Annotated in this window: 14 protein-coding genes; 5 read left to right on the top strand and 9 right to left on the bottom strand. The window is 70.2% G+C overall.

The annotated features are described in order from the left end of the window. Positions 1 to 36: 36 nt before the first annotated feature. Positions 37 to 1,902: a ricin-type beta-trefoil lectin domain protein gene (locus tag ACIBJF_RS19190; protein ID WP_399174996.1), complete on the bottom strand. Its 1,866-nt coding sequence runs from the start codon at positions 1,900 to 1,902 to the stop codon at positions 37 to 39. 139 nt (positions 1,903 to 2,041) lie between these two features. On the opposite strand from ACIBJF_RS19190, the gene ACIBJF_RS19185 reads away from it, so the two are divergent. Together ACIBJF_RS19185 and ACIBJF_RS19180 are read left to right on the top strand one after the other, a co-directional pair. Continuing rightward, positions 2,042 to 5,056, top strand: a complete 3,015-nt coding sequence (locus ACIBJF_RS19185; protein WP_399174995.1) for a glycoside hydrolase family 3 protein — start codon at positions 2,042 to 2,044, stop codon at positions 5,054 to 5,056. 48 nt (positions 5,057 to 5,104) lie between these two features. Continuing rightward, on the top strand, positions 5,105 to 6,475 hold the full coding sequence (locus ACIBJF_RS19180) for a hypothetical protein (RefSeq protein WP_399174993.1): 1,371 nt from the start codon (positions 5,105 to 5,107) through the stop codon (positions 6,473 to 6,475). 29 nt (positions 6,476 to 6,504) lie between these two features. On the opposite strand, the gene ACIBJF_RS19175 is transcribed toward ACIBJF_RS19180, so the two are convergent. After that, the gene (locus ACIBJF_RS19175; RefSeq protein WP_399174992.1) at positions 6,505 to 6,951 is read right to left on the bottom strand and encodes a MarR family winged helix-turn-helix transcriptional regulator; all 447 of its coding nucleotides are present in this window, start codon (positions 6,949 to 6,951) and stop codon (positions 6,505 to 6,507) included. A gap of 105 nt (positions 6,952 to 7,056) precedes the next feature. Here ACIBJF_RS19175 and ACIBJF_RS19170 point away from each other — a divergent pair, with 105 nt between their 5' ends. Next, positions 7,057 to 8,091, top strand: coding sequence for an FUSC family protein (locus ACIBJF_RS19170; RefSeq protein ID WP_399175042.1), 1,035 nt, complete (start codon positions 7,057 to 7,059; stop codon positions 8,089 to 8,091). A gap of 86 nt (positions 8,092 to 8,177) precedes the next feature. Here the strand turns inward: ACIBJF_RS19170 and ACIBJF_RS19165 are convergent, their stop codons facing one another. Continuing rightward, positions 8,178 to 8,774 carry a YceI family protein gene (locus ACIBJF_RS19165; RefSeq protein WP_399174990.1) on the bottom strand — a complete coding sequence of 199 codons (597 nt, stop codon included), beginning with the start codon at positions 8,772 to 8,774 and terminating at the stop codon, positions 8,178 to 8,180. Between the two features lie 401 nt (positions 8,775 to 9,175). Here ACIBJF_RS19165 and ACIBJF_RS19160 point away from each other — a divergent pair, with 401 nt between their 5' ends. After that, the gene (locus ACIBJF_RS19160) at positions 9,176 to 10,771 is read left to right on the top strand and encodes an acyl-CoA carboxylase subunit beta (protein WP_399174989.1); all 1,596 of its coding nucleotides are present in this window, start codon (positions 9,176 to 9,178) and stop codon (positions 10,769 to 10,771) included. A 57-nt stretch (positions 10,772 to 10,828) separates the two neighbouring features. Beyond that, entirely contained in the window at positions 10,829 to 11,026 is a 198-nt protein-coding gene (locus ACIBJF_RS19155) for an acyl-CoA carboxylase subunit epsilon (protein ID WP_399174987.1), read from the top strand. Between the two features lie 181 nt (positions 11,027 to 11,207). Here ACIBJF_RS19155 and ACIBJF_RS19150 read toward each other — a convergent pair whose 3' ends face one another. From ACIBJF_RS19150 to ACIBJF_RS19125, 6 genes are all read right to left on the bottom strand, one after another. Further along, positions 11,208 to 11,789 carry an ATP/GTP-binding protein gene (locus tag ACIBJF_RS19150; protein ID WP_015657622.1) on the bottom strand — a complete coding sequence of 194 codons (582 nt, stop codon included), beginning with the start codon at positions 11,787 to 11,789 and terminating at the stop codon, positions 11,208 to 11,210. Then, the gene (locus tag ACIBJF_RS19145; protein ID WP_399174986.1) at positions 11,770 to 12,345 is read right to left on the bottom strand and encodes a DUF742 domain-containing protein; all 576 of its coding nucleotides are present in this window, start codon (positions 12,343 to 12,345) and stop codon (positions 11,770 to 11,772) included. The genes ACIBJF_RS19150 and ACIBJF_RS19145 overlap by 20 nt, the downstream gene beginning before the upstream one ends. A 94-nt stretch (positions 12,346 to 12,439) precedes the next feature. Beyond that, entirely contained in the window at positions 12,440 to 12,853 is a 414-nt protein-coding gene (locus ACIBJF_RS19140) for a roadblock/LC7 domain-containing protein (protein ID WP_004983065.1), read from the bottom strand. Positions 12,854 to 12,863: 10 nt separating this feature from the next. After that, positions 12,864 to 16,094, bottom strand: a complete 3,231-nt coding sequence (locus ACIBJF_RS19135) for a nitrate- and nitrite sensing domain-containing protein (protein WP_399174984.1) — start codon at positions 16,092 to 16,094, stop codon at positions 12,864 to 12,866. 390 nt (positions 16,095 to 16,484) lie between these two features. Beyond that, positions 16,485 to 17,060 carry an ATP/GTP-binding protein gene (locus tag ACIBJF_RS19130; RefSeq protein ID WP_069778535.1) on the bottom strand — a complete coding sequence of 192 codons (576 nt, stop codon included), beginning with the start codon at positions 17,058 to 17,060 and terminating at the stop codon, positions 16,485 to 16,487. Beyond that, the gene (locus ACIBJF_RS19125) at positions 17,041 to 17,439 is read right to left on the bottom strand and encodes a DUF742 domain-containing protein (protein ID WP_030168425.1); all 399 of its coding nucleotides are present in this window, start codon (positions 17,437 to 17,439) and stop codon (positions 17,041 to 17,043) included. Before ACIBJF_RS19125 ends, ACIBJF_RS19130 begins: the two co-directional genes overlap by 20 nt. Positions 17,440 to 17,541: the final 102 nt, after the last annotated feature.

Raw genomic sequence — 17,541 nt, 5'->3', positions numbered from 1 at the left:
GGGGTGCCGGGGGGGGGGCCCCCCGGACCGGGCGCGCTACTGCAGCTTCCACTTCTGGTTCGCGGCCCCGGTGCACGACCAGATCTGTGCCCGCGCCCCGTTCGCGGACGAGTTGTCCGTCACGTCGAGGCACTTGTCGGCCGCCAGGTTCACCACGTCACCGGTCGAGGAGTTGTACGACCACTGCTGGGCACCGGTGCCGTTGCAGTCGTACAACTGCACCTTGGCGCCGTCCGCCGTCGAACCCGACGTCACGTCCAGGCACTTGCCGAGCGCCTGGATCGACCCGTCGGCCGCCACCGTCCACTGCTGGGCGGCGGTGCCGTTGCAGTCGTAGAGCTGTACGGCCGTGTCGTTGGCGCTCGAAGCGCCCGCCACGTCCAGGCACTTGCCGGCCAGGCCGACGAAGGAGCCGGTCCGCGTGCCGCCGCCGGACTGGGTGCCGGACCAGGTGAAGGTGGCCGAGGTCTTGCCGGGCAGCGAGTAGGTGGCGTGCTCGGAGCCCCAGCCGATGGTCACCGTCTGCGCCGAGGACGAGCCGTTGTACGCGATCAGCGCCTTGCTGCCGTCGGGGTTGCGCCAGGCCACGTTCGGCACGGTGGTGGACGCCGTGGAGGCGATCCGCTGGGCGCCCGGCCGGACGAACTTGGTCAGGTGGCCCATGTCGTAGTACTCGACGGTGTAGTCCACGGTGCCGCTCTGCCCGTCCCCGTTGTGCACGGTGATCAGCCCGGTGCAGGTGCCGCAACCGCCGTTGTGGGGACCGCCGTTCTGGTCCACGGCCAGCGACCACTTGGTCACCGACTTCGCCCAGTTGCGGGTGTAGTCGATGATGTTGGACATGTCCTCGCGCTGCTGGTCGGCGATCCAGGTGCCGCCCGAGTGCTCGGTGCCGAAGGCGTCCAGCGCGGGGTACTGGTTGTGCACGGTGGTCTGCTTGGTGACGTCACCGCCGTAGCCGTGCCAGGCGATCCCGCCGAAGTTGGGGTGGTTGCGGATCGCCGGGTCGTCGACGCTCTGGGCCGCGTAGGAGTCGTAGGTGTCCCAGTTCCAGTCGTGGGCCAGGACCTTTGTCGAAAGGCCCGCCGACTGCAGCTGCGGCAGCAGGTCGTTCTTGAGGAAGTACTGGATGCCGGACGCGTTCCAGCTCATCGAGGGGTAGCCGGAACAGCAGGTCGGCTCGTTCTGCGGGGTGACGTACGAGACGTCGATCCCCTGGCCCTTGTACGCCTGGAGGTACTTCACGAAGTAGGAGGCGTACGCCGCGTAGTCCTCGGCCTTGAGCCAGCCGCCGTTGAGTGAGCCGCTGTCCTTCATCCAGGCCGGAGCGGTCCACGGCGAGGCCATCACCGTCAGGGACGGGTTGAGCTGGAGCGCCTGCCGGGTGAGCGGCACGACGTCCGCGAGGTCGTGCGCGATGGAGAAGCTGTTCAGGTTCGGGTCCGTCTGGCCGGCCGGCACGTCGTCGTACGTGTAGCCGTAGCGTGCGAGGTCCGAGGCGCCCATCGGGTTGCGCAGGAACGACAGTCCGATGCCGTCCGTCGGCGAGAACAGCTTGCGCATGGTCGCGTCCCGGGTGGTCTGGGACAGCGCCCCGCTGCTGTTCATCAGCCAGGCCGCGGTGTCCGTGAAGGACGCGCCGCCGCCGGTGAAGGTCTGGTAGCGGGTGTTCTCGTCGACGGTGATGTTCGTGCCACCGCCGCCCGTGCCGGACTGGAAGGCGAACGGGGCCTGGGCCTGCAGGCCGCGTACGACATGCCGGCCGGCGGAGTCGTCGGTGGTGGTGAGCCAGGCCGTGACCTGCTCGCCGGCCGCGTGCGCGGGGGGTACGGCGGCGGTGAAGCCGGCGGCGGAGAGCAGCCCGGCCAGCAGCAGCCGGACTGTGCGGGGGGTTCTCCTCATGGTGCGTCGCCCTTCCTCTCGGGTCGACAGAGCGGGGACCGGCACAACTGACGTGCGGTCTTGACGGGTTGAGGTGCCGTTAGTTAACTCACGGCGTGATCTAAGCCATGAGTGAACCATGAGAGCCGAGGGAAGGTCTATGCCGAGAACCGCCCTGCTCGTCTCCGGGGCCTTGCTCGCCGCCCTGTTGCCCCTGTCCGTCGCGGCGCACGCCGCCGACGACCCCGCGCCGGTCCCCGTCGACCGCTTCGAGGGCGAGGTCCCCTTCGCCGCCCAGCCCGCCGACGGCATCTTCACCTGGGGAAGCGACGCCGACGACCCGCCCACCCTGCACCTCACCGACCGCAGCGACGCCCCCGAGGGCGGCAAGGTCCTCACCGGCACCTACGACATCAGCGGCTACGGCGGCTTCACCCACGACTTCGCCGCCGCCGAGCCCGCCCACGACTGGTCCGCCCACCAGGGCATCCGCTTCTGGTGGGAGGGCCGTGACAACGGCCGGAAGATCGCCTTCGAGATCAAGGACGGCGGCGCGAACGGCGAGGCCTCCGAACTCTGGACGACCTCCTTCACCGACGACTTCACCGGCTGGAAGCGGATCGAGATCCCCTTCACCGACTTCGTCTACCGCACCGACTACCAGCCCGTCGGCGGCATCGACCACGTCCTCGGTCTCACCGGGATGTGGGGGTACGCCGTCACGCTCCCGGCCGGCACCAAGGGCGACTTCGCCATGGACGACGTCGAGCTGTACGGAAGGGCCGACCAGTCGCTGCGCGCCTCCGTCAGCACCGACGCGCCCGTGTATCCCGTCAGGGCGGGCGGCACCGCCGAGGTCAAGGTCACCCTGGCCACCACCGGGGACCGGCCCGTCGACGACCCGGTGACGGTCACGTACGCGACGCAGGGCGGCACCGCCACCGCCGGCCGGGACTACACCCCGGTCCAAGGCACCCTCACCTTCCCGGCCGGTACCCCCTCCGGAACGGCGCAGACCATCACGGTGTCCACCCGGAACACCAAGGGCGCCGCACCCGCGAAGACCATCCCGCTCAAGCTCACGGTCACCGGCGCCAAGGCTCCCGCCGAGACCCCGCAGGTCGTCGTCGACGCGCACGGACTGCCGTACCTGAACAGCAGGTTGCCCGTGCGGAAGCGCGTCGCGGACCTGCTGTCCCGCATGTCCCTGGCGGAGAAGGCCGGGCAGATGACCCAGGCCGAGCGCGGGGCCGTCGGGACCGGGGGCGACATCGCCACGTACTCCCTCGGCTCGCTGCTGTCCGGCGGGGGTTCCACGCCCACGCCCAACACCCCCGGGGCCTGGGCGAAGATGGTCGACGGCTTCCAGCTCCGCGCCCAGGCGACGCGGTTCCAGATCCCGCTGATCTACGGCGTCGACGCGGTCCACGGCCACAACAACCTGGCCGGCGCCACGATCATGCCGCACAACATCGGCATCGGCGCCAGCCGGGATCCCCGACTGGCCGAGAGCACAGGGGCGGTGACGGCCGCCGAGGTCCGCGCCACCGGCATTCCCTGGGACTTCGCGCCCTGCCTGTGCGTGAGCCGCGACGAACGCTGGGGCCGCTCCTACGAGTCCTTCGGCGAGGATCCCGCCCTCGTGCAATCCATGGAGACCGTCATCCAGGGCCTCCAAGGCCGGGCGGACGGACGGGACCTGAGCCGTGACGACAAGGTGCTGGCCACCGCCAAGCACTTCGTCGGCGACGGCGGCACCGCGTACGGCTCCTCCACCACCGGCACCTACACCACCGACCAGGGCGTCACCACGGTCACCCGGCAGCAGCTGGAGGACATCCACCTGGCGCCGTACCGGACGGCCGTCGAGCGGGGCATCGGCACGGTCATGCCGTCGTACTCCTCCCTCGACATCGTCGGCGACGGTCAGGGGGCGGTGAAGATGCACGCCCGCGGCGACATGATCAACGGCGTGCTCAAGGACCGGATGGGCTTTACCGGCTTCGTCATCAGCGACTGGAACGCCATCGACCAGCTCCCCGGTGACTACGCCACGCACGTCCGCACGGCGGTGAACGCGGGCGTGGACATGATGATGGTGCCGTACTCCTACAAGGACTTCAGCGGCACGCTCGCCGACGAGGTGAAGGCGGGCCGGATCAGTCAGAAGCGGATCGACGACGCCGTCTCCCGCATCCTGACCCAGAAGTTCAGGCTGGGCCTCTTCGAGCACCCCTACGCCGACACCTCCGGCGCCGCCGCCATCGGCTCCCCGGCCCACCGGGCGGTCGCCCGCCAGGCCGCAGCGCAGTCGCAGGTGCTGCTGAAGAACAGCGGCGGCCTGCTGCCGCTGAAGACGAGCGAGAAGGTGTACGTCGCCGGGTCCAACGCCGACGACCTCGGCAACCAGACCGGCGGCTGGACCCTGACCTGGCAGGGCGCGTCCGGCACCCACACCCAGGGCACGACCATCCTGCAGGGCATGCGCGCGGCCGGCGGGAACGTCACCTACTCCAAGGACGCCTCGGCCCCGACGGACGGCTACGACGTCGGCGTGGTCGTCGTCGGCGAGACCCCGTACGCCGAGGGCGTCGGCGACGTCGGCAACGGCCACAGCCTCCAGCTGTCGGCGGCCGACCGGGCGGCCGTGGACAAGGTGTGCGCCGCCATGAAGTGCGCGGTGCTGATCGTCTCCGGCCGCCCGCAGCTGGTCGGCGACCGGCTCGGCGAGGTCGACGCACTGGTGGCCTCCTGGCTGCCCGGTACCGAGGGCGAGGGCGTCGCCGACGTCCTCTACGGCAAGCGCCCCTTCACCGGACAGCTCCCCGTCACCTGGCCGAGGTCCGAGTCCCAGCTCCCGATCAACGTCGGCGACGCGTCCTACGACCCGCAGTTCCCCTACGGCTGGGGCCTGACCACGCTCACCGACGTCCCGCGGGGCGGTACGGCCACCCTGAAGGCGCTGGGCGCGGCGGCGACGGCGGCCGAGCGCAGGGGCGACGACCGGGCCGGCCGTGAGCTGGTGACCGAGGCGCGGCTGCTGGTCCAGCAGAAGATCGGTGACCGGATGACACAGACGGTGGCGAAACCCTTCGCCGACGCCGACCACCTGCTGCTGACCGGCCGGTACGGAGAGGCGGTGGGGAAGCTGCTCGAGGCGTACGGGGCCGCGTAGATCAGCGCGGTATGACCGATCAGGGGAGGCTTCGGGTAGCTTCGAAGGATGAAGGCCGTCCTGCGGACCCGCAGCCTCCCCGCCCTGTTGCTGGCCGCCCTCGCCCTGGCCGTCGCGACCCTGTTCGCCCCCGCGGCGGGCGCGGACACGAGCATCTCCGCCGTCGCCCAGGCCCTCCGCAAGAGCCCGGTCTACGTCGACCCGGCCGCCTCGGCCCAGCTGCCGAAGGCCGATGCCGACGCGCTCGTCAAACGCATCAAGGACGCGAACAAACCCCTGTTCATCGCGGTGCTTCCGGCCGGCTACCCGACCGCGAACCTCTTCTCGGACCTGCGCGCGGCCACCGGCATCACCGGCCTGTACGGCATCCGCCTCGGTGACCGCTTCGACGCCCGCGCCGACTCCTCCGTCATGTCGGCGACGGCCCGGCGGAACCTGGTCCAGAGCGTCCAGGGCGAGCCGGCCAAGGCCCAGCTCTCCGACTTCACCGACCGGGCTCTGGCCAACATGGGCGGCCATGCCCCGTCGAGCTGGGGCGGCTCCGGCGGGGGCTCCTCCGGCGCGGCGCTGATCGTGGTGGCCGCGGTGCTGGTGGCGGGCGGTGCCGGCGCCTACGCACTGGTGCGCCGCAGCCGCCGGCGGCGCGAGCAGGAGCAGCGGGCCGCCCTGGACCGGCTGCGGGTGGTCGTGGACGAGGACATCACCGCCTTCGGCGAGGAACTGGACCGCCTCGACTTCCAGCCGGCCGAGCCCGGCGCCGACGACGCGATGCGCGGCGACTACGAACACGCCCTGGACGCCTACGAGACCGCCAAGCAGCGCATGGCCGCCGCGAGCCGGCCGGAGGACGTCCGCACAGTCACGGAGGCCCTGGAGGACGGCCGCTTCTCCCTGGCCCGGCTGGCCGCCCGCCGCGAGGGCCGGCCCCTGCCCGAGCGCCGGCCGCCCTGCTTCTTCGACCCGCGGCACGGCCCCTCGGTGACCGACGCCGACTGGACCCCGCCCGGCGGAGCCCCGCGACAGGTCCCCGTCTGCGCGGCCGACGCCACCCGGCTGGCCGACGGCCGGGACCCGGTCATCCGCGAGGTGGACACCGACTACGGCCGCCGCCCCTACTGGGACGCGGGCCCCGCCTACGGCCCCTGGGCGGGCGGCTACTTCGGCGGCGGCATCCTGCCCGGCCTGCTCGTCGGAACCCTCCTCGGCAGCATGATGGCCACCCCCTCGTACGCGGCCGACTACGGCACCGGGTACGGCGACTTCGGCGGTGACTACCAGGGCGGCGACGTCTCCGGGACGGACTTCGACGCGCAGGACTTCGGGGGCGGGTTCGGCGACGGCGGAGACTTCGGCGGGGGAGGCGATTTCGGCGGGGGAGGGGGCGACGGTGGCGGGGGTGACTTCGGCGGGGGGTTCTGAACGCCTCACGCGCCGGAGTCGCCCGTCCGTCAGCGGCGCTCGCCCTCTTGGCCCGTCTCCAGGGACCCCAGCCGCTCCATCAGCCCGGCCGCCAGCGCCAGCACGCCGCGCTCGGTCTCGCCGAGCGACCCGAGCGCCCCGGCCAGCCAGGCGTCCCGCTCGGCCATGTCCCGCTCCAGTGCCCGCCGTCCGGACTCGGTGAGCGACAGCACGGACTGGCGCCGGTCGTCCGTCCCCCGCTCCCGCACGATCAGCCCCTCGGCCTCCAGCTCGGCGTAGACCCGGGTGAGCGACTGCGGCCGCTGCCGCTCCTCCGCCGCGATCTCCCCGGGCGTCGACGGCCCGTTCCGGTGCAGACAGCCGAGCACGGCGAGCTGGTTGGGGCTGAGACCGCCGTCCCCGCGCTCCTGCCGCAGCCGCCGGTTGAGCAGGACGACGGCGCGACGGAGCCGGGCGGCCTCAAAGAGATAGTCCATGGGAAGATCGTACGCAACAACTTAGTAGTTCACTGGATACATGCCCTGTATGGTCGGCCCGTGCACCGAAAACTCATACGCAACGCGTACGAATCTCTGGTGACGATGACGGCGGTCCTGCTGTGCTGGGGAGCCGCCCTGTGGCTGGAGGGCGCCGCCGGACTGCACACCGACGTGCCCGTCCTCGCGGTCGCCCTGACCCTGACCCTGTCCTCGACGCAGCGCTCCGCGCCCACGCGCCGCAGACTGGCGGCGCTGGCGCTGCTGCCCGTGACGGCCGCCGGCGCCCCGTTCCTGGGCCGCCTGATCATGCACCACTACGCCCTCGGCGCCGCCGTCTTCACGCTGGGCATCTCCGTGTGCATCTGGATCCGCCGCTACGGCCCCGCCGCGACCAGGGCGGGCACGCTGATGACCCTGCCCTTCGTGGCGTTGCTGGTCGTCCCCGGCCCGGCGCTGCCGCCCGCCGCCGAGAGCGGGCTGGTGAGCTGGTTCTGGTCGGCGGTGATCGGCCTCCTGGCCTGCTCCTGCGTCTGGCTGGTCCAAGGCCTCGGCGACCGGTACGGCCCCTGGCGCCCGGAGCCCGAGCAGCCCGCGCCCCGCAGGGCCTCCCGGCTGTACCCGCGCCCCAGCACCCGCATGGCCCTGCAGATGGCGGCCGCGGTCGCGGCGGCGTTCCTGTGCGGCCGGCTCCTCTTCGACGACCACTGGCCCTGGGCCGTCCTCACGGTCTATGTCGCCGCCGGCGGCAACCGGGGCCGGAAGGACGTGCTGCGCAAGGGAGTCGAGCGCTTCTGCGGCGCGACCGCGGGCACGCTCCTGGCCACCGGCGTGGCGGCCACGGGCATCGACGGCAAGGCCTCCGTCGCGGTGATGTTCGCGGTCCTCGCCGTCGCCCTGTGGCTGCGCCCGCTCAACTACGCCTACTGGGCGGCCGGCATGACCACGGCCCTGTCCCTCCTCCTCGGCTACTTCGGCCAGGACGCGACGGATCTGCTTCCGACCCGCCTGGCCGCGATAGCAGTGGGCGCGGCCCTGTCGATCGCGGCGGCGTGGTGGCTTCTGCCCGTCGGCGGCCGTGCCGGCGGGCGTACCGTTCGCCGGCAGCGTGCCACCAGGCGGGCGGATGAGGTCCGTTGACCACCACGTTCCGGGACACGCGAGCGTCCGCCTCCCGTTTCCGGGGGCGGGCGCGCTCACGGTGGTGCCGGCCGGGCGGCCGGGGCTCAGGCCTGCTTGATCGCCGAGATGTCGAAGTGCAGCTTGATCTTGTCGGAGACGAGCATCCCGCCGGTCTCCAGCGCCGCGTTCCAGGTGAGGCCCCACTCGGAGCGCAGGATCTCGGCCTTGCCCTCGAAGCCGACGCGCTCGTTGCCGAACGGGTCCTTCGCGGCGCCGTTGAACTCCAGGTCGATGGTGATCGACTTGGTCACGCCGAGCAGGGAGAGGTCGCCGGTGATGCGGTAGTCGTCGCCGCCCAGGGCCTCCGCCTTGGTGGAGCGGAAGGTCATGACCGGAAATTCGTCGATCTTGAAGAAGTCGGACGACTTCAGGTGGCCGTCCCGGTCGGTGTTGCCGGTCTCGATGCTCTCCATCTTGATGTCGAGCGTGGCGGTGGAGCTGGCGGGGTTCGCCCCGTCCAGGTGCAGGGTGCCGGTGAAGTCCTGGAAGGAGCCCTTGACGTTGGTGACCATCGCGTGGCGCGCCACGAAACCGATCGTGGTGTGCGCCGGGTCGATGGTGTAGTCGCCGGTCAGCGCGGTCAGGTCGCGACCGGCGGCGGGGGCCTGCGGGGTGTTCTCTTTGCGGCTGAAGATGCCCATGACGTTCTCCTGGAGGTTTCTATTTAACGTTCAACGAACCCAACGAGTTCGACCGTAAACCTATTCCGTCCGGTTTTCAACATCATCCGCAGAGTGACTTTGCGGTAACCTTTGGTCACCACGTGTCCCCCTGAGTCGACCGGTACCGTGGGGGGCGGTGGTCCTTTCGGCGGGCAGCCGCCCGAGGCTGTCCGTCACCCCGGCGATGGCATGCGCCGGCCGTGAATGTGGGGCGGCTCTCAGGTGACGCCTTTGTGGCGCCCCTACAACCCCGACGCCCTGTGAGCAGTCGGAACGGCTGCACGCGGCCATGGTTCTGTTCACTCGTACCAGGAAAACGGGCCGGAGACTGTACGGAGTCAACGGCTCGCTTTCCTTGGTGTCCTTCGTAAGGTCGCTACATGACCGTTTTGGAAGAGACGACGGGTGAGCCGACCGGCGAGCCGACGGACGCACGCGGACGGGTCGCCGAGCTGCACGACATCCGTGCGCAGGCCGTGGCGGGCCCCGGCGAGAAGGCGACCGAGGCGCAGCACGCCAAGGGCAAGCTGACGGCGCGGGAGCGGATCGGACTGCTCCTGGATCCGGGGTCCTTCCAGGAGGTCGAGCAGCTGCGCCGGCACCGGGCGACCGGGTTCGGTCTGGAGGCGAAGAAGCCGTACACCGACGGTGTGATCACCGGCTGGGGCACGGTGGAGGGCCGCACGGTCTTCGTCTACGCCCACGACTTCCGGATCTTCGGCGGCGCGCTGGGCGAGGCCCACGCCACCAAGATCCACAAGATCATGGACATGGCCATCGCGGCCGGCGCGCCGCTGGTCTCCCTGAACGACGGCGCGGGCGCCCGTATCCAGGAGGGCGTCTCCGCGCTCGCCGGGTACGGCGGCATCTTCCAGCGCAACACCAGGGCCTCGGGTGTCATCCCGCAGATCTCGGTGATGCTCGGCCCGTGCGCGGGCGGCGCGGCCTACAGCCCCGCCCTGACGGACTTCGTCTTCATGGTCCGCGACACCTCGCAGATGTTCATCACCGGCCCGGACGTGGTCAAGGCGGTCACCGGCGAGGAAATCACCCAGAACGGCCTGGGCGGCGCCGACGTCCACGCCGAGACCTCCGGTGTGTGTCACTTCGCCTACGACGACGAGGAGACCTGCATCGCCGAGGTGCGGTACCTGTTGTCGCTGCTGCCGCAGAACAACCGGGAGAACCCGCCCCGGGTGGAGTCCTCGGACCCGGCCGACCGCCGCTCGGACGTGCTGCTGGACATGGTCCCGGCCGACGGCAACCGCCCGTACGACATGACCAAGGTCATCGAGGAGATCGTCGACGACGGCGAGTACCTGGAGGTCCACGAGCGCTGGGCGCGGAACATCATCTGCGCGCTGGCCCGCCTGGACGGCCAGGTCGTCGGCATCATCGCCAACCAGCCGCAGGTGCTGGCGGGCGTCCTGGACATCGAGGCGAGTGAAAAAGCTGCGCGCTTTGTCCAGATGTGTGACGCTTTCAATATCCCGATCGTCACCTTCCTGGACGTGCCGGGGTTCCTCCCCGGTGTCGACCAGGAGCACGGCGGAATCATCCGCCACGGCGCGAAGCTGCTGTACGCCTACTGCAACGCGACCGTGCCGAGGATTTCGCTCATCCTGCGCAAGGCGTACGGAGGTGCCTACATCGTCATGGACTCCCAGTCGATCGGCGCCGACCTCACCTACGCCTGGCCGACCAACGAGATCGCCGTCATGGGCGCCGAGGGCGCCGCGAACGTCATCTTCCGCCGGCAGATCGCCGATGCGCCGGACCCCGAGGCCATGCGGGCCCGGATGGTGAAGGAGTACAAGGCCGAGCTGATGCACCCGTACTACGCGGCCGAGCGCGGCCTCGTGGACGACGTCATCGACCCGGCCGAGACCCGCGAGGTCCTGGTCAAGTCCCTGGCCATGCTGCAGTCCAAGCACGCCGACCTGCCCTCCCGCAAGCACGGCAACCCCCCGCAGTAACCGAGCGGACCCGCCGCGGCAACCCCGCGGACCTCTCTCTCACGGAGACTGACACCCATGAGCACTCCTGACATCCGCGTCGAGAAGGGCCACGCCGAGCCCGAGGAAGTCGCCGCCATCACGGCCGTCCTCCTGGCCCGCGCGGCCGCCCAGCAGGCGCCTTCGGTCCACATCCACCGAGGCCGTGCCAAGGCCCCCTGGCGTCGCCTGGAGCGCGAAGGCGGCTTCCGGGCCCCGCACAGCTGGCACGGCTAGGCCGCGTCGCTCCACCGGTTCCTTGAAGGGCCCCTCCACCGCGGAGGGGCCCTTCTCGCTGTGTGCGCCGACGGGCAAAGAGAAACCCCGCGCCCCGAAAAGGGGCGCGGGGCACCACGCGACTGACCGGGAACCACCCGCAGGACGGCGTACGACCTACTGCGGCAGCCCAGGGGCCGAACTACCGAAGCCGAGCCATCAGAGCGTGCTCCACGAGAGTGATCAGCGCGGACTTGGCGTCAGCGCGATGGCGGGCGTCCGTCGTGATGATCGGGGTGTCGGGGCCAATCTGCAGGGCCTCGCGGACCTCGTCGGGGTTGTACGGCTGGTTGCCGTCGAAGCCGTTGAGGGCGATGACGAAGGGCAGGCCGCTGTTCTCGAAGTAGTCGACGGCCGGGAAGCAGTCGGCGAGGCGCCGGGTGTCCACGAGCACCACCGCGCCGATCGCGCCGCGTACCAGGTCGTCCCACATGAACCAGAAGCGGTCCTGACCCGGCGTACCGAAGAGGTAGAGGATCAGGTCCTGGTCCAGGGTGATGCGGCCGAAGTCCATGGCGACGGTGGTCGTCGTCTTGTCTCCGGTGTGGGTGAGGTCGTCGATGCCGGCCGAAGCGGACGTCATGACGGCCTCTGTGCGCAGCGGGTTGATCTCCGAGACGGCGCCGACGAACGTGGTCTTGCCCACGCCGAAGCCGCCCGCCACCACGATCTTCGCGGAGGTGGTGGAGCGGGAAGGACCGCCGCTAGAGCTTGCGAAGTCCACTGAGCACCCTTTCGAGCAGTGTCACGTCTGGCTGGCCACCGGCGTTCTCGTCGCCGCCGGGCTGATGGATGGCGACCAGGCCCGCCTCCGCCAAGTCGGCGACGAGGATCCTGGCCACGCCGAGGGGGATTGTCAGGAGCGCGGAGATTTCGGCTACCGACTTGATCTCCCGGCACAGGTTGCAGATCCGCTGATGCTCGGGCAGCTGACCCTGCATCTGGTGCGGAGCGGCGGTGGTGTGCACCAGTGCCTCGATGGCGAGCTGGTAGCGCGGGCGGGTCCGGCCGCCGGTCATGGCGTACGGACGCACCAAGGGGTTGTTCGATGCGGTCGCCGGCGCCGGCGACGGCTCGGGGCGGCGCTGCGGTTGCACCGGCTGGATCCGCGGGGCCGGCGGCTGCTCGTACGGCGAGGGGCCGGGACCCTGCGGGGCGTACGGGTGCCGATGGCTGGGGGCGGAGGGGAAGTTGTACCGGTTCGCCGAGCCGCCGTCCTGGCCCTGGGCAGGACCGTACGACCAGTTGCCCGAAGACGAACCGCCTGGGGGTGTTGCCACTTTCTCCTCCTCCGACTGCGCCGGGCACCGATCCGTGTGGAGCCGCGTCCCGAAACCTTACGGCCCCGGGACGCGTATACGCATCGTTCGTCTGTTAGTTGAGAAGGCTTCCCTGGAGCTCTGCGCGCAGATCCGGGGTGAGGACCGTGCCTGCGCGGTCCACCAGAAGGGCCATCTCGTACCCGATGAGGCCGATGTCCGCTTCCGGGTGGGCCAGCACGGCGAGCGAGGAGCCGTCGGAGATGGACATGATGAAGAGGAATCCCCGCTCCATCTCCACAACCGTCTGATTCACGCTGCCTCCCTCGAAGATCCGGGAGGCGCCTGCCGTCAGAGACGTCAGACCGGAGGCGACGGCCGCGAGCTGGTCGGCGCGGTCGCGGGGGAAGCCTTCGGACATCGCCAGAAGGAGTCCGTCGGCGGAGACCACCACCGTGTGGGACACCCCCGGGGTGTTGTCCACGAAGTTGGTGATCAACCAGTTCAGGTTCTGTGCCGCCTGGCTCATCGGGCTCACACTAACGCTCCTGGTTGTAGGTGCTGTCAGGACCGAAGCCCTGGCCGTTCGTTTCACTGCCTGCGCTGCGTCCGCGCTGGACGCCCCTGCGCAGGTTGCTCAGCCTGCCCCGGACGTCCTCCGGGGCGCGGGAGACCTGTGGGCCCCCCTGGGGGGTGGTTTCGGCGACACCCGAGACCAGGTTGGCCTTGGGCACCCGCCGCGGCAGGCCCGAGGCGGTGACCCCGCCTGCCTTGGGCTTCCGGAGCTGCGACGCCTGCTGCCAACGCTCGTCGTTCTGCGAACGCCAGCCGCTGTCGTCGCCCGCCGCCGGGGTGTTGCCCGGTGCCGGAGCTTCCTGCTGCACGCGCGCCGTGCCACCCGAAGTGGCCGAGCCGTTGGAGCCGCTCGCTGCGGATCCGCGGCGGGGCAGCCCGGCGTCGGTCAGCTTGTGGGCGGCGGGAGAGGCCGGTCCCGGACGCTCGAAGCCTACGCGGTTCCGCTCACTCGCGTCAGCGGCCTGCGACGATTCCGTTTCCGGAGCGTAATGGGCCTGATAGCCGTTGCGGAAGCCGTCCTGCTGCGGCTGTTGCGGCCAGTCGTCCTGGAAGGACGGGGCCTGCGGCTGCTCCGCATAGGCGGGGTCCGGGTAGCCGCCGTTGGGCGCGTAGTACTGCTCGTCGTACGGCTTGTCGTACGACTGCTCCTCGAACGAGGCCTGCTGCGGCTCGGCGTACGTCTGCTCCTCGTACGTCTGCTGCGGCTGCTCCTGGTAGGCCTGCTCCTCGTACGACGGCCGCGGCTGCTCCTGGTAGCCCTGCGGGCCGTCGAAGAGCGGGTCGGCGTAGCCGGCGGGGGCCTCCGTGGCCTCCTGCTGCGGCAGGGCCGGCTGCTCGCCGTGCGTCTGCGCCTCCAGGGCCGCCCGGCGCTCCTCGCGCATCAGGGAGCGGCCGACCGGGTCCAGCTCGCGGATGTCGTCGGGGACGTCCACGTACCGGCTGTCGTCGAAGCCCAGTTCGGCGGCGGTGCGCAGGGGCTGGTGCTGGTTGAAGTTCTCACCCTGGAACCGCTGCTCCGGGATGATCTGCGAGACGGTGAACTCCTCGCGGTCCAGCGGGACTTCGCCGCCACCGCCGTGCGTGATCGCGTCCGGCAGCATGACCAGCGAGGTGGTACCGGCCTGCTCGCCCGAGGGGCGCAGCTGGACGCGGATGCCGTGCCGGTCGGACAGCCGGCCGACCACGAACAGGCCCATGCGCTGGGAGATCGCGGCGTCCACGGTCGGCGGGTTGGCCAGCTTGTGGTTGATGTCCGCGAAGTCCTCGGCCGTCAGGCCGATGCCCTTGTCGTGGATCTCGATCATGACGCGGCCGTCGGGCAGCCGGGTCGCGGTGACGCGGACCTTGGTCTGCGGGGAGGAGAACGTGGTGGCGTTCTCCAGCAGCTCGGCCAGCAGGTGTACGAGGTCGGTGACCGCACGGCCGTGGATCTCGGCCTCGGGGACACCGGACAGCTCGATGCGTTCGTACTGCTCCACCTCGGAGGAGGCGGCGCGCAGCACGTCGATCAGCGGGACCGGCTGGTCCCAGCGGCGGCCGGGCTCCTCGCCGGCGAGGACCAGGAGGTTCTCGCCGTTGCGGCGCATACGGGTGGCCAGGTGGTCCAGCTTGAAGAGGTTCTCCAGCTGGTCCGGGTCGGCCTCGTTGTTCTCCAGGTCGGTGATCAGGGTCAGCTGGCCCTCGATCAGCGACTGGTTGCGGCGCGAGAGGTTGGTGAAGATCGCGTTGATGTTGCCCCGCAGCAGGGCCTGCTCGGAGGCGAGCCGGACCGCTTCGCGGTGGACCTGGTCGAAGGCGCGGGCGACCTCGCCGATCTCGTCCTTGGTGGTGATCGGGATCGGGGCGACCCGGGTGTCGACCCGGCCGGGGTCGGTGCGGGAGAGCTGGTCGACCAGCATCGGCAGGCGCTGCTCGGCGATGCCGAAGGCGGCGTTGCGCAGCTGGCGCATCGAGCGGCTCATCTGTCGGGCCACCGCACCGGCCAGGATGAAGGCCAGCAGCAGGGCGATCACGACGACGGCACCGGTGATGAACGCCGAGGTCTTGGCGTTGTCGGCGATGTCCGAGGCCTCGTTCACCGCCTTGTCGGCCATGTCCGACTCGATGTGGCGGTAGGCGTCGAACTTGAGGGTGTTGACCGCCCACCAGTTCTCCGGGGTGACGCCCTTCAGAGCGAGCTGCTGGAGCGAGGCCGGGGACGGGGAGTCCAGCGAGGCGAGGTCCGTGACCATGACCTGCGGCTTGGACGGCGGGGGCACATAGTTCGGGTTCTTGCTCTTTTGCTGCTGGGCCATCGCCGCGGCCTTGGTCTCGATGTCCCTCTGCTCGGCGTCCAGCCTGTCGGCGTCGGCCTGGGTGCCACCGCCGAGGTACTCCTCGACGGCGATGCCCTCCAGGTAGGCGTAGGAGGAGAGGGCGACCCGCTGGCTCGCCAGGTTGGGGGCGTCAGGACCCGGCCTGACCAGCATGTGCATGCCGATCGAGCGGTCCAGCGACAGCGCCGCCTTGGTGAGCGACAAGGCGTAGACGGTACGGCCGTAGGAGGTGATGTTGCCGGTGCCGAGGCCCAGCTCGTTGGCGAACTCCATCAGCGGGTGGGCGACCTTGACGTAGCCTTCCTCGGTGTCCACACCCTTGAACTTGCTCGTGTACGCGCCCTTACGCAGCGTCTGAAGGTACGGCTCGATCTGCCGGAACAGCTTCAGCCGACGCTGCAGGCCGGACTCGTTCGGCATGTTCTGCGCGGCCTGGTCGAAGGCGTCGGCGGCCTGGTCGGTCTCGTTGCGGGCCGCCTTGATGGTCGCCTTGATGGTCGCCTTGTCCTCGGGCTTCGCCAGCTTGGCCCGCAGCAGCGGGCCCGCGGTGACGTCACGCTCGTTCTCGAGCGCGTTGGCGTACGTGAGGGAGGCACGCACCAGGCGGGCGGTGTTCTCGGCGTCGCGGGCCTGCTGCCAGGTGTCGATCGAACTCTTCACCTGGAAACCGCCCATGACGAGACCGACTGTCACGGGTATCAGCAGGATCGCGTTCAGCCTGGTCGGCACGCGCCAGTTGCGCGGGGAGAACCGGCCGCCGCTCGGCGCGGGAGCGGCCGCCGGCTCCGCACCGGTCACAGGGGAGGGCGCCGCAGCGCGCGGCGGCGGGGTGAAGTTGCCCCGCGCCGACGGCTCGGGACCGTTCTTGCTTCGCCTCACTCGACCAACAACCTCTCGGCGGTCGGCACCTACGTCGTGCCGCAGTCTCTCAGAGCCCCGTTCGCCATCGACACTTGAGTACGTCTTTGACTATTGGGCAGTTCAGGCATTCCAGCACGTGGACCAGTGCTCTTCCAAACAGCGGAAACCCGATCGTGATGCTCTTGTAAGGCCCAGATAAAACGGTCATAAAGAGCGAGCCCTGGCAAAAGGCAGGGCGATTGTGAGCACAGCGGTACGGCGCGATCGCGTCGCGTGGTGATACCGGGGGATTCCTCTGCCGAACTGTTATGAACACCGGAGCCGACCGTGTCAAAGGCCACAGTCGGCTCCGGCTTTCTTTACGACAACTGCCGTATGTGACGTCGTACTTGAGTACGTACGCCCGTGCTACTTGAGGCGCGCCATCAGGGCGTGCTCGACCAGCGTGATCAGCGCACTCTTGGCGTCCGCGCGGTGCCGGGCGTCCGTCGTGATGATCGGCGTGTCCGGGCCGATCTGCAGCGCTTCCCGCACTTCCTCGGGCGCGTACGGCTGCTGGCCGTCGAAGCCGTTGAGGGCGACGACGAACGGCAGGCCGCTGTTCTCGAAGTAGTCGACCGCGGGGAAGCAGTCGGCGAGGCGCCGGGTGTCCACGAGCACCACCGCGCCGATCGCACCGCGCACCAGGTCGTCCCACATGAACCAGAACCGGTCCTGACCGGGGGTGCCGAACAGGTAGAGGATCAGGTCCTGGTCCAGGGTGATGCGGCCGAAGTCCATGGCGACGGTGGTCGTCGTCTTGTCTCCGGTGTGCGTGAGGTCGTCGATGCCGGCCGAAGCGGACGTCATGACGGCCTCGGTGCGCAGCGGGTTGATCTCGGAGACGGCGCCGACGAAGGTCGTCTTGCCGACGCCGAATCCACCCGCCACCACGATCTTCGCGGAGGTGGTCGCCCGCCCTCCGTCAGAGCTTGCGAAGTCCACTGAGCACCCTTTCGAGCAGCGTCACGTCCGGTGCGCCGCCGTTGTTCTCGTCGCCACCCGGCTGGTGGATGGCGACCAGGCCGGCCTCGGCGAGGTCGGCGACCAGGATCCGGGCCACCCCGAGCGGCATGGTCAGCAGCGCGGAGACCTCCGCGACCGACTTGACCTCACGGCACAGGTGGCAGATGCGCTGGTGCTCCGGGAGCAGTCCCATGAGCGCTGCCGGGTCGGCCGTGGTGCTGATCAGCGCCTCGATCGCGAGTTGATACCGCGGCCGGGTCCGGCCACCGGTCATCGCGTACGGCCGTACCAGTGGCTGGTCGCCCTCGTCCCCGTACGGCTCCGCGTACGGATCGTGATGGGCGGTGGGCGGGGTCATGAATCCTCCGGGCGGGACAGCAAGTGGTCAGTCAAGCCGTCGGACGAGGCCGGTGGGGGGATTGTGGCGGCCGGACGGTGGTTTGGTGAGGTGGGTGGTGCC

Source organism: Streptomyces sp. NPDC050743, assembly GCF_044456925.1.
Lineage (GTDB): Bacteria > Actinomycetota > Actinomycetes > Streptomycetales > Streptomycetaceae > Streptomyces.
This window is presented reverse-complemented; position numbering and strand designations above follow the sequence as displayed.